This is a genomic window from Vibrio sp. 1288 (assembly GCF_033344475.1).
The window spans coordinates 91454-104585 of sequence record NZ_JAWPOX010000016.1 but is presented as its reverse complement, the minus strand read 5'-3'; the positions used below and the strand labels follow the sequence as shown (position 1 = coordinate 104585).

At 46.3% G+C, this 13132-nt stretch carries 12 protein-coding genes; 2 read left to right on the top strand and 10 right to left on the bottom strand.

The window, feature by feature from the left end:
- Positions 1–43: 43 nt before the first annotated feature.
- From otnI to ltnD, 4 genes are read right to left on the bottom strand one after another with little or no spacing between them, the layout of a single operon-like run.
- On the bottom strand, positions 44–820 hold the full coding sequence (gene otnI, locus R8O11_RS13785; protein ID WP_047101720.1) for a 2-oxo-tetronate isomerase: 777 nt from the start codon (positions 818–820) through the stop codon (positions 44–46).
- Positions 820–1467, bottom strand: coding sequence for an aldolase (locus R8O11_RS13780; RefSeq protein ID WP_005385078.1), 648 nt, complete (start codon positions 1465–1467; stop codon positions 820–822). The genes otnI and R8O11_RS13780 overlap by 1 nt, the downstream gene beginning before the upstream one ends.
- A gap of 11 nt (positions 1468–1478) precedes the next feature.
- Positions 1479–2735, bottom strand: a complete 1257-nt coding sequence (otnK, locus tag R8O11_RS13775; RefSeq protein ID WP_031777204.1) for a 3-oxo-tetronate kinase — start codon at positions 2733–2735, stop codon at positions 1479–1481.
- A gap of 25 nt (positions 2736–2760) precedes the next feature.
- Positions 2761–3669 carry an L-threonate dehydrogenase gene (ltnD, locus tag R8O11_RS13770; protein WP_005375356.1) on the bottom strand — a complete coding sequence of 303 codons (909 nt, stop codon included), beginning with the start codon at positions 3667–3669 and terminating at the stop codon, positions 2761–2763.
- 274 nt (positions 3670–3943) lie between these two features.
- Here ltnD and R8O11_RS13765 point away from each other — a divergent pair, with 274 nt between their 5' ends.
- A complete protein-coding gene (locus R8O11_RS13765) occupies positions 3944–4702 on the top strand; it encodes a DeoR/GlpR family DNA-binding transcription regulator (protein ID WP_005375354.1) in 759 nt (252 codons plus the stop codon).
- Between the two features lie 177 nt (positions 4703–4879).
- Here R8O11_RS13765 and R8O11_RS13760 read toward each other — a convergent pair whose 3' ends face one another.
- The 6 genes from R8O11_RS13760 to ppiC form a co-directional block, all read right to left on the bottom strand.
- On the bottom strand, positions 4880–6634 hold the full coding sequence (locus R8O11_RS13760) for an ABC transporter permease subunit (RefSeq protein ID WP_372584766.1): 1755 nt from the start codon (positions 6632–6634) through the stop codon (positions 4880–4882).
- Positions 6635–6638: 4 nt separating this feature from the next.
- Entirely contained in the window at positions 6639–8153 is a 1515-nt protein-coding gene (locus R8O11_RS13755; RefSeq protein ID WP_213871223.1) for an ABC transporter substrate-binding protein, read from the bottom strand.
- Complete coding sequence (locus R8O11_RS13750) at positions 8143–8991, bottom strand: ABC transporter ATP-binding protein (RefSeq protein WP_042521553.1); 849 nt, start codon at positions 8989–8991, stop codon at positions 8143–8145. Before R8O11_RS13750 ends, R8O11_RS13755 begins: the two co-directional genes overlap by 11 nt.
- 20 nt (positions 8992–9011) lie before the next feature.
- On the bottom strand, positions 9012–9773 hold the full coding sequence (locus R8O11_RS13745) for an ATP-binding cassette domain-containing protein (protein WP_213871224.1): 762 nt from the start codon (positions 9771–9773) through the stop codon (positions 9012–9014).
- 172 nt (positions 9774–9945) lie between these two features.
- Positions 9946–11250 (bottom strand): MATE family efflux transporter, encoded by a 1305-nt coding sequence (locus R8O11_RS13740; RefSeq protein ID WP_042521555.1) that lies wholly within the window; start codon positions 11248–11250, stop codon positions 9946–9948.
- Between the two features lie 343 nt (positions 11251–11593).
- Complete coding sequence (gene ppiC, locus R8O11_RS13735) at positions 11594–11935, bottom strand: peptidylprolyl isomerase PpiC (protein ID WP_080276970.1); 342 nt, start codon at positions 11933–11935, stop codon at positions 11594–11596.
- 214 nt (positions 11936–12149) lie between these two features.
- Here ppiC and R8O11_RS13730 point away from each other — a divergent pair, with 214 nt between their 5' ends.
- Positions 12150–13064: a chemotaxis protein gene (locus R8O11_RS13730; protein WP_005385059.1), complete on the top strand. Its 915-nt coding sequence runs from the start codon at positions 12150–12152 to the stop codon at positions 13062–13064.
- The last annotated feature ends 68 nt before the right edge of the window (positions 13065–13132 follow it).

The window sequence follows — 13132 nt, the reverse complement described above, 5'->3', positions numbered from 1 at the left end:
TTGTAATTGGTTTCAAGTTATTTATGGATAGAAATTAAAATTGTTATAGGTATGGTTTAACCCAACTAAGGCCCAGCTGCGTGCTATGCCTTGGGTTGTATTCACAACCGATCCAGCCTTGGTAACCAGAGTCATCCAAAACATTGAATAGGTGTGGGTAATTCAGTTCGCCTTCCGATGGTTCGTGCCTTTCAGGCACAGAAGCAATTTGAATATGGCCTGTGTATGGCGCCACATCGCGAATCAACGTACTCAGATCACCGTCCATAATTTGTGCGTGATAGAGATCGAGCTGCAATTTCACGTTTGGACGAGCCACTTGTTTGATGAGTTCCACAGCTTCACGTTGATGTGCAACAAAGTAGTTCGGTACATCGCGATTGTTGAGTGGCTCGATCATCAGCTCAACACCTTGCTCGGCAAACTTATCCGCTGCATAACGAATGTTTGAGATAAAGGTTTCAATATGCTGATCACGAGTGAAGCGTGAATCAACAATGCCAGACATAGCGTGAACCTTTTTACAGTTCAGTGCCTTGGCGTACATCAGCGCAGTCTCGACGCTCGTTTTAAATTCATCCTCACGCCCCGGAATAGCTGCAAAACCTCGTTCACCTGCATCCCAATCACCTGGAGGCATGTTGAATAACGCTTGCTCAAAACCAAACTGCTGTATCTTGCTTGCTAGTTCTTGCGCTTCGAATGCGTATGGGAAAAGGTATTCCACCGCTTTGAAGCCCGCTTGGTGTGCTTTTTCGAAACGATCTAGAAAAGGAACTTCTGTGAATAACATTGTCAGATTTGCCGCGAATTTAGCCATTACTTACCTCTCCCTTTTAGGTCTTGAATCTCAGTATCCGTTAAGTAGCGGATGTTGCTGTCTTTAAGAATGAACGCTAGCTTCGCTGTCTCTTCTAGCTCTTCTGCGTTATCCACTGCATCTTCAAAGTCCGTACCCGTGATCACTGGACCATGGTTCGCCAGGAGGAAAGCTCGGTAGTCACTTGCCCGCTGCGCAAGTTCTTCAGCAATCTGAGGGTCGCCCGGGCGCAGGTACGGAATCACTGGCAGTTCGCCAATGCGCATTACAAAGTAAGGTGTGAAAGCTTTGATGGCATTCTCGCGATCTAAACCTTCAAGACAAGAAAGCGCCGTCAAGTAAGTAGAATGTAGATGCACAATCGCATTACACTTTGAGTTATTTCGATAAATCGCCAGATGAAAAGCCACTTCTTTTGATGGCTTTTCACCAGAGATATGGTTGCCATCAATATCCACAACCGAAAGCTCTTCAGCAATCAAGCGGCCGAACGAAGAACCAGTTGGCGTTGCCAGAAAGTGTCCATTAGGCAGTTTTAGAGAAAGGTTGCCAGCGCCGCCAGTCGCATAGCCACGTTCAAACATAGAGCGCGCCATAGTGACCATTTGCTCTCGCAGTTGTTGTTCTGTCATCAATTCTTTATTCATCACAACCTCACCTATTCAAAAAACGACTGTGCTTTGGCAAAGAAGTGTTCATCGCCGAAGTTGCCCGATTTCAGAGCCAAAGAAAGCTCGCCTTCAAGTGACTTCACCCAAGGTACACCTGGTGCGATTTGAGGACCGATATGAAAACCTTTTACGGCTAGGCTTTGGGTTACAACCCCTGAGGTTTCCCCACCCGCAACGATGAAATTTTTCACACCGTGCTGCTGAAGTTTGATTGCAAGTTGGCTAAAGAATTGTTCAACCGCGTGGCTTGAAGCATGCGCGCCAAACTCTTGTTGAATCGCTTTTAACGCCGCTGCATCTGCGGTTGCGTAAACCAGTGGTGCGAACTCGCTTTCGATGTTGGTCATGACCCAATCAAACACTTGATTTGAGTAGTCTTCTTCCGTCAGACACGCCTTCACATCAATAGCAAAGTGTGGCGCTTTTTCTTTGTAAACAGCGACCTGTTGGTTGGTCATGACAGAACAAGATCCAGATAACACAACGGTTGGTGCTTTTTTAGGGTTCCCCTCTTGCTTCGCATCACTTTGATCTTCAAGGCTCTCTATCCAGTTCTTAGCAATACCCGCAGCCAAACCAGAACCACCAGTTACCAGTTTTAGAGACTTCGCCGCTTGGCCAAGTGTGACAAGATGCTCTGCATTGAATGCATCAACCACTGCGTAGCGGTTGCCTTGTACTTTTAGCTCTTCAAAGCGCTCAATTACCGCTTTTGGACCTTGTTCAATTATTTGGAAGTTCACCAGGCCAGATTTGCCTTGAGATTGAGCATCCATCATACGAACTAGGCTTGAATCAGTCATTGGTGTCACAGGGTGATTACGCATACCTGAGTCGCTTAGCAAGTCTTGGAATACAAATAGATGGCCGTTGAAAACTGTGCGACCATTCACTGGTAATGATGGGCAGACAATGGTGAACGCTTCACCTAGCTCTGCAAGCAGTGCATCCGTTACAGGACCAATGTTACCTTCTGCTGTGCTGTCAAACGTTGAGCAGTACTTGAAGTAAAACTGCTGACAGCCATTTGCTTGCAGCCACTTAAGCGCCGCTACTGAATCCTCGATTGCCTCATCTACAGGACAAGAGCGAGATTTAAGACTGATCACGACCGCATCTGCGTTTACATCAATCTCTTCTTTTGGAATACCGTTAAGCTGAACTGTGCGCATGCCGTTTTCTACAAGAAAACCTGCGATGTCTGTTGCGCCAGTAAAGTCGTCTGCGATAACGCCTAATAACATCATTTTTTCTCCGTTTTACGTGCGCTTATTTCTGTTTGTTTTCTACACCTGGAAGCTCAATACCATCAAAAATCTTGATAACGGCACTGTCGTCCTCCTGGCCAAAACCAGCATTGCTTGCACTCAAAAACATGTTTAGTGCTGTGCTTGATAGAGGAAGTGGAAATTTGAGATCTTTTGCTGTGTCCGATACGAGGTTTAAATCTTTCACAAAGATGTCGACCATAGATTTAGGGGAGTAATCACCATCAACCACATGCTTCATGCGGTTCTCAAACATCCAAGAGTTACCCGCTGCATTCGTCACCACGTCGTACATCAGGTCAAGAGGAATGTTTGCACGTGCCGCTAATGCCATTGCTTCAGCACCAGCTGCGATATGAACACCTGCTAGCAATTGGTGGATAATCTTCACAGTTGCGCCTAGGCCAATCGCTTCACCGATGTTGTAGACTTTAGCTGCCGTTGCGTTGAGTACTGGTTCAAGTGCATCAAATGTGCTTTGCGCTCCCGACGCCATAATAGTCATCTCACCTAATTCTGCTTTTGCAGCACCACCAGATACCGGTGCATCAAGCATCACAAGATTGTGTTCTGCCAATTTCGCTTCAATTTGTTTTGCGTCTTCTGCTGAGATGGTTGCTGAAACCATTACTGGCGTATTCGGCTTAAGCGCTGTAGCAAGACCGGTTTTGAACAAGACCGTGTTAACTTGAGCTGCGTTCACAACAAGAACTAGAACCGAATCAAGCTTATCTGCAAACTCAACTGCATTTGTAGAAACAGCTTTTGCACCGAATGAACCTAACTCTTCAAGCGCTTGAGAATTTAAATCGAAACCATAGACATCTAGGCCTGCACGCACACATGACTTTGCGGCGCCCATTCCCATAGAGCCTAAACCGATAACACCTACAGATTGAACTTCACTCATAAAAACAATGCCTTCTGGTCTATTAAACTTTGTTAATTCTTGTTTGGTTGATGTGATTATATGTGAAGATTAATACTAAGACCTCGCTTTGAATCACATTTTTTCACACAAATTAACAATGTCGTGATATATACCTCTTTATGGGCAGAGATATTCCGAGCAGTTAACACAAGCGAAGGCTGTTCTTACAACGTTGAGAACATAATTCACAGATATTCACAACAAATGAAAAGATTGGTAGGATACTGAAAAACAAGAATATAGAAGTGAAACTATGATCCCAGCAGAACGTCAAAGAACCATATTATCCCTGTTATCACATCAAGAAGTGTTAAGCATTTCAGATTTAACCGACCACCTTGGCGTATCACATATGACCATTCGTCGTGATATCGTGAAGCTTGAATCCTCAGGTAAAGTCGTTTCTGTTTCTGGTGGAGTGCAACTCGCTCAAGCTCTACATTCCGAACTTTCCCATGATGCGAAGGTCGAGCAACAAGCGGATGAAAAAATTCAAATTGGTAAGCTGGCGGCTACGTTAATTGGTCAAGACGCTACGATTTACTTGGATGCGGGAACAACCTCTCTAGAAATCGCCCATCAAATAGCAAATCGTAATGATCTTTTAGTGATCACCAATGACTTCTCTATTGCTGCTTTCCTTATGACGCACAGTGAATGTGAGCTTTACCACACTGGGGGAAAAATTGACCGCGAGAACCAATCCACCATTGGAGGAAAAGTCGCAGAGTTCTTGAATGGGCTAAATATTGATATCGCCTTTATTTCGACTTCATCTTGGAGCTTGAAAGGCTTATCAACACCTAATGAAAATAAAGTTCTCGTTAAAAAAGCAATCATCAAGGCGGCACAAACCAATTATCTGATCTCAGACTCAACTAAATACGGTCAGATAGCGAGCTTTCATGCATTAGACATCGAGCAATTGGACGGAATTATTACCGATCGAAACCTATCCGAAGTGGTCACTCAAGAATTAACGGATAAAGGATTACGTGTGTATAAAGAGTAACACTACCTAAACATCTGAGTTCGCGTAACTTTTATACTCGTTAATTTATAGGTGCTTCCAATATACATAGACCGTGCTGTGTACTTTCTGGCAGAAAACACATCCTTTTGTTTTCTAAATTACCAAATTACTGATTACATCTGGATATGGAAGCTCACTTCGCTTTATCGCTGCTCGTCACTTGTCATCAAAAATCAAATTCACCGCAATTGCCATCAAAACCAAGCCTGAGATTGGTAGTAAGACACCTAATGGCGAGCGCTCAATGTAAGGCAGATTCTCTGCAATCAATAAACCCCACTCAGGTTCAGGCGGCTTAACGCCAAGTCCGATAAAACTCAGAGACGTCAGGCTGAGCGTAATGTATGGCAAACGCAGAAACGCGTGACGAATCAATGGCGGCAGCACATAAGGCAACAAGTAGTAACGGAGTACTCGCCACTGACTAGCTCCCCAAATAGGCGCAAGATGCGTGTAAGGCTGCGCTTTGGCTTCCATCAACAAACTTGAACAGTGCGCTGCTAATGGTGCCCATGACACCATAACAATAGCAATCAAGGCACTGTTTGGGTTCATCCCCGTTAGACCAGCAATCAACAGACCCGCCACAATGTATGGCACACCTTTGGTGAGCTCAATTAAGCCTTGGCTATAACGAGTCACGAAGCCGAGCAGTAAACCAATCACTAAACTTAGGAACGTTGCGATGATGCCCATTTTGATTGTCGACATCATACCGCCGCCAACGCGAGCAAGCAGATCTCGCCCGACCGCATCAGCACCAAACGGTGCTGTTAAGCTTGGCGATTCAAGGCGGGTAAATTGGATAGTGTAAGGATCGCGCATTAACGCCCATCCTGCACAACCAATCAGCAAGGTAAAGATTGTGGCACTGACGATACGTTTGGTGGTGCTTTGGGTAAAACGGAACGTACTGTGACTGCTGATCAACTTACCACTTGTGACACTGTGCCCGAGTAACCAGCGTTGCAATAAGATGCTCGCACTGCTGATCAACATCGAGAACACCAGCAACACCAACAAACCACCTTGCAGCATCGGCAGATCTTGTGATTTCGCTGCGCCTAAGATTAGTCGTCCGATACCCGGAATGGAGAACACTTGCTCCACAGCAACCGCGCCGCCGGTCAAACCAATCACCGTCATTGCGATTTGAGGAATCAAGTTACTAACGGCGCGCCACAAGGCAAAGCGTAAGATTTGAAACTTACTGACGTTCGCCGATAGCCAAGTGATCACCCAAGGCTCATCTAATACTCGCTTGAGGCTGTCATTGAGCAAGCGCCCGAACAAGCCAGCCGCAGGCAATGCCATTGCCAAACTTGGTAGCCAGAGGTTTTGTACGCCTTGCCAACCATAAGGCGGGAACCAACCCAACCAAATGGAAAACACCATGATCAGCAATGAAGCAATCACGTATTCAGGCAATGAGACCAACACCGAACTGAGCGTGTCATGATGCTTGTCTAAACGATTCTGTTGCCAACGACGCACAGTGTAAAGTACGCTCGCCATGCACATTACAAATGCCATGCCTAGCGCTGTAAGCATCAGTAATAGCGACGTTTTTGCGGTTTGTTGAACGCTCTCCATCACGGATGCGCCACTCACCCAAGAGACACCTAAGTCACCTTGCATGGCAAGCGTCAACCAATCCCACAATCGCTCAGCAGCGCTGCGGTCAAGTTGAAGATCTTCTCGAATTGCTTGCAGAGCTTCTGCCGTCAGCAATTGTTGAGCACCCGCACGAGCACGGAGGATTGATTGGCTTGGGTCGATACCGGCAATATCCGGCATCAAACCCACCAGCACAACCACTACCCCGAGTGACAGGAAGCGCGACAAAAAACGCGTAAACCATTCAGGCATACAAGCGCTCCAACGAGAACGCATGTGGGCAACAGACGACATCGAGTTAGTTCACCTCAGTAAACTGGTCGATCAGGCGACGCTCACGTGGGTCACGTTGTGCGTTCTTCACGCGGTCACTCTCACCTTGGATTACACGCTCGTGAAGCAGTGGAATCACAGCGTATTGCTCAAGGATTTTGCTTTCTGCTTCGATGATCGCTTGTTGGCGTTTCTCACCCAACGGCTGACGATCAGCATGTTTCAATGCTGCGTCCACCTCTTCAGAGCAGAACTGACCTAGGTTGTAAGAACCTTTACAGCTAAAGTCACTTTGCATGTACGCCACTGGGTCACCAGAATCCAGCACCGTTGCACGTGACAACAAGAACGCATCGAACTTACCTGCTAGTGCATCGTTTTCGATTTGTGCGTATTCACGAACGTCTAGTTCAACCACAAAGCCAGCCGCTTCAAGTTGTTGCTTTAGCAGCACCGCTACTTCTGGCAACTCAGCACGGTCGGTAAATGTACCGATGGTGATCTTCTCACCGTTCGCGTGGCGCATTTCCATGGTTTCCATACGAGGGTTCGCATCACGAATTGGTTGAGCCCATGCCAATGCTGGACCTAACAGACCTTTTGCTGAATCGGCGTGGTTCTCGTAAACCGTTTTGATGATTTGCTCACGGTTAACCGCTTGAGCCGCTGCTTTACGCAAACCAAACTGGCTAAACACATCTGATTTATTGTTTAGGTAAAGCGTGTTGGTACGTGGCATTGCGACTTCGTGCAGCTGTGAAGATTCCATCATCGCGATTTGCGATACAGGAACGGCTTCGACTACATCCGCCTCACCGGTACGCAGTGCAGCAGCACGAGCAAAACCGTTTGGTACGTATTCAGCGAAGATGCTGTCTACTTTCGCTTTTTCACCCCAGTAACCGTCAAAACGTTTCAGTTTCGCGCTGGTTGTCCCGTTGATTTCTGTCAGAACGAATGGACCCGTACCCGCATTGATTGGCACAACACGACCGTTTTCTTGATATGCAGCACCCGAAAGGATCGCTAACTGTGGGCTAGATAGACGGCTTGGCAACAATGGATCGTTAAAGGTCGTTTTGATTTCAACAGTGAAGTCGTCCAGTGCGCGAACTTGCCATTCGATACCATCCAAAATACGTGGCTTAGGTGCGGCATCTAATGCTGTTTGTAGAGAGTTCACAACCGCATTGGCATCAAGGTCAGAACCATCGTGGAATTTCACGCCCTTACGTACCGTAAATTGCCACGTCATCGGGTCAACTTGTTCCCACTCTGTTGCCAGCATAGGCTCTGCTACCGACTGATCGTTTAGGTTCACCAGCGTTTCTGCCGTGCTCCAACGTGACAGTTTGAACGCGTCATCTGAAAGTGGCGACAAACCTGTGCGTGGTGGTTGCATCATGGCAACGCGAATTTCCGTTGCTTGCGGTGCAGCTGCTTTTTCCGCTTCTGGCTTGCTTTCGCCAGAGTCAAAACAACCCGTCAACAGTGCGCTTAAAGCCAGCGACAAAGCTAACTTGGGAGTACTAAGGTGCATAAGAAACCTCTCCAATGGTTTTTGTGAATTCATTACTTTTGTGTTGAGCGCTCATCAAGGCTCTCGTGATCAAGTGTGATGGGTTATTTGTCACGTTTTGTGCCGTTCCGTGCTCGACAACGCGTCCTTTGTCTAACACCAGGATTTCATCGCATAGGGTTTGTGCCGCATCGAGGTCGTGTGTCACCAAAATCAGGCGCATCTGACGACTCTTTTGAATGCCTGCCAACAAGTCGAGAATCTGTTTACGACTGACGGGATCTAGGCTGCTGGTTGGCTCATCGGCAACCAACACGCAAGGCTCAACAATTAAAGCTCTGGCGATAGCCACACGTTGCGCTTGCCCAACCGATAACTGCTGCGGGTTACGATCCTGCAATGTGAGATCCAAACCGACATCCGCCAAGACCTTTTCCACCTTCTCATTGAGCTCTTGCGTCAAGCCAATATTGCTTAGCGGCTCCAGTAAGATCTGGCGAACGGTGTAGTACGGATTCAAGCTCGATTGCGGCTCTTGTGGGATCAGCTGAATGTGCTGACACAACTCTTGTCGCTGCTTAGCCGAGCTACGCGATAACGGATAACCACACACATACACTTCACCAGATGTGGGTTTACGAAGACCAAACAGAAGCTCAATCAAAGTCGATTTACCCGCGCCAGAAGGACCAACAATCGCAATGTTCTTTGTGTCGATGGCAAGATCCAATTGTTCGAGCGCTTTGAACGGTTTGCCCCCTAACCAACTTGGTTTGGAGTAATAGTGAACACTGGCTTGCTCAAAGCGAACTTCCGCCGATTTAGGCTGCGTGTGCCCGCTCAAGTTGTGCTTAGTCAAAATAGGCTCCAGAGATGAGGTTAAGGCAGCAGTTGCGCAAGTTGTTGGCAGAAAGGATGCGAACTTTGCTGAATGGCTTGCCATGGTGCGCCATAAGCCACCATGGTGTTGTCCGCTATCACCAAGACTTTGTCACACGCCAAAGCCGCAGATAGATCGTGCGTGATCAACAAACCACTGATGTTGCGTTGCTGAACACTGCTGCGGAACAACTCAAGGATCTCCGCTTCGGTGATTGGATCGAGCGCACTGGTGGGCTCATCAGCGATGATCAAGTTGGCACTACCAAGCAATGCAATGGCAATACAAATACGCTGGCGCTGGCCACCAGATAGCTGACTTGGATGCTGCGCCAATGCTGCTTTTGGAGCCGCAAATCCGAGTTGAGACAGCAAGGTCGTCACCGTTTCTCGGTTTGCTGAAGACAAACGTGTTTTGTTGCCCGTCAATGCCAAACACAGTTGTTGCTCGACAGAGGCCAATGGATTCAGTGCTTTAAGTGCATCTTGGAAAATGACCGCAGGACGCTGAGATTGACTCCGTTGCAGCATGGCAGTTTGTGCTACCTCACTGCTGTTAAGCTGGATACTTCCGTCTACCCAAATATCTAACGGCAAAAAACCTGCGACGGCTTTCGACAACATGGATTTACCAATGCCGGAAGGTCCCATAATGGCAAGAACTTCACCTTGAAACAGCTCAAAAGAAATGTCTTTGAAGAGTGTGCGCTCTGAGTCTGTAAGGCTGAGATTATTAACGGAGAGTACTGGTTGAGAAATCACGGCATCAAACTAAATGTAATAATATAACATCACAAATAATATCATGCGGGTTAAAGCAAGGAAACCAGTCGGAGGGGTTATTTCATCACCTTTTTCAGATTTATCAACAAGGGCAGATGGCTCCACCCTTGTTATAAGAACATCTAAATTAGGTCTTTTGTGACAGTGTGAATTACTGACACTTTTGTTTGACTTGTTCGAGGTATGGGAACAAGAAGACAAAGCGCCCAACGTAGAACAGAGTGAATGCCAGCCATAAACCGTGGTTGCCCCAATATTGCACCGCAATAAATTGAGTCACTAAGAACAACACCATGGTTAGAAAGGTAGAGTTACGCACTGGTCGCGTCGTCCCTGTACCGGTAAAGATGCCGTAAAACGTAAGACCAAAACCAGCAACCAACGGGAATGCCAATAACCAAGGGCTCATGTCTAGATACAGTTCAACAAGGTTTGGCAAGGTGGTAAACAACATCACCACTTGGTGTTTGAACAGCACTAACAGCAAGGTCAAGACAACAACGAACGCCGCGGTCCATTGCGTGTTTAGCTTAATCACGTTATCAAGCAATGTCGTATTCTTCTGGCCTACCGCTTTACCTGCAAAGACGCTCGACGCGTTCGCTACACCGTCGAACATGTAGCTGACGATAAAGGTCACTTGCATCATGATTGCGTTCGCAGCAAGCACATCAGAACCAAGCTGAGAGCCTACACGCGCCATCATGTTGAAGAACACCAATAGACACACAGTACGAAGCAGCAGATCCATATTGGAAGACGCAATGACTTTGAGATCTTTACGCGTCATTTTTGCGGTCTGAATGTGATCAAACAGCGGGAAGCGACAGGTTTTCAACACCAGCACCGCACCAATAACAAACGTCGAGATTTGCGCGATAAGTGTCGCCACCGCAACACCAGCAATGCCCATATCAAAGTACAACACAAATACGATATCCAGCACGATGTTCAGAACATTACCAAACACTTGCGTGAACAAGGTTTCTTTGGCTTTCGCCTGCCCCATCAACCAACCAATCACGGTGTAGTTCAGCAGTACAAACGGCGCACCAAAGATCATGATATCGAAGTAAGTCTTAGCGTTTTCGGCCACGACTGCATCAGGGGAGATAATCAGCTCTGCCCCCATCCAAATCACGGACTGCAACGCAATGAAAATCAAGCCAAGGCAGAGCGAAAGCACGAAAGGACGCAATAAGCTACTCGCTTGATCCTCTGGGCTATTTTTACCTAATGCGATTGCACTTTGCCCGGTAGTACTGACGCGGAAGAAGCCAAACAGCCAATACAAGGTATTCATGATAACGGTGCCGATCGCTACACCACCAATCATCTCAGCCACACCGAGTTTACCGATCACCGCGGTGTCCACCGCCCCCAATAATGGTTGGGTAACAGTAGAAACGATGAAAGGAAATGCGATTTTAAAATAGTCTTTATGAGTCAGGGACATCTTAAATTATGAACAGGATTAATTTTTATAAGGTCGCTATCATATGCGAATGGCGCCCGAACATGAACCAAAGTTCGCCAGCAAGGAATAGCATTGATAATTGATACAACCGGCAAACGTATCCTCATATCAAAGCTTGAAATAGAATAACGACTTATGAGAAAAGCCAAGTTAACTGCATATAAATGAGTTTCTAGTTTGGAAAGATTGGCGTTTGGTGGAGCATGGCAGATCAGAATGTATCTGCCATGTCATAACGGTAGTGATTGGTGAAAAGAGACCGTACAGATGATATTTAATGCTTGTGGGTTTCATCTGACAATGTTTAGGTCGATACCAAGCCTTATGTTCTGTAAAGCACCTTTACAACATGCCAACCGAACTTGGTTTTAACTAGATGCGGCGTTAACACTTCGCCAGAAAAGCACACTTTGTCGAATTGAGGTACCATTTGACCACGGCGGAATTCACCAAGGTCACCACCGCGTTTGCCTGACGGGCAAGTTGAATACTTCTTCGCTAATGTCTGAAACTTTGCGCCTTTTTTCAGTTGCTTGATTATGTCTTCCGCTTGCTCTTTGTGCTTCACAAGAATATGTAATGCGGCTGCTGTATTTGCCATTGATCTATCTCTCACTATTCTGGTCGCGCAAGTGTACCCAATCCTTTTTAACAGACCAAACATTTCTTAATAATAGCTCAGCGGTAAAGGCCCAAATACACGAGGAATATAAAATCGTCTACATAATGAGTTTAAAATACAAACAAGTTTTGCTCAGTTAATCACTATTCTCTAAAAGATTGTCTAAAAAGCTCACATTTGTCTCTCCGATGGTTGAAGCCTTCGTCTGATAAGATTAGATTAGACACAATTCGGTGGTATTTATAAGGTTATTTTCATGGCAAAAGTCGTTAGCAAAGCGAATCAGTCTCAGGGCATGTTGATGTTTAAGCTCACCCTGCAACAGAGTTTCGCTATCGGTACGCTAAAAGTCCGTGAAATCGTCCCATACATGCCAACGACGAAGATCCCTTACTCGCATCATCACGTCATTGGAACCGTTACGATACGTAACTTAACAGTACCAGTGATCGATATGTCAGCGGCTGTTGGCTTTCGTCCTATAAGTGAAGAAGAATATAAAAGCTGCTACTTGATCGTGACAGATTGCTTGCGAACCGTGGTTGCTTTTATGGTTCGTAGTATAGAGAAGATCATTGAGTGCGATTGGAAAGCTATTGAAACGCCACCTCCGAGCGCTGGAAAAAATATTTTCGTGACTGGAATTACTCGCTACGAGGACAAAACTGTTCAAATGCTGGATGTGGAACTGCTACTTTCCAAAATTTATCCGCAGTACGAGAATTCAAAGATACCAATGCTGACAGATATTGAGCGAGAACGCCTAAAAGCACTCAGTATTCTATTGGTGGATGACTCTTCCATCGCTCGTAAACAGCTGTGTGACGCACTCGATAGCATCAATATTGGGTATCAAATCTGTAAAAATGGTTTAGATGCATTGGAACTGATGAAAAGTGACGCTGCGGCTCATCGCCCAATTGATATTCTGGTCAGCGATATTGAAATGCCCGGATTAGACGGTTATGAGTTAGCATTTGAAGTTCAGAATAATTCCTCTCTGAACCATTCATACCGCATTTTACACACATCGTTATCGAGCGAAATCTGTGTAGACAGAGCTCACCAAGTTGGCGCGCATGAGGCACTTGAGAAATTCAATGCAGGAGAACTAATCGAAGCGATGCTTCGCGGAGCAAAAGAGCTAGAAGCCAAAGCTATGACTTCTTAACTCTTATTGGACGAGTTGATTTGAGAATATAATGCAGTGCTTGTCCTACCCCTGATGCTCACATCCGC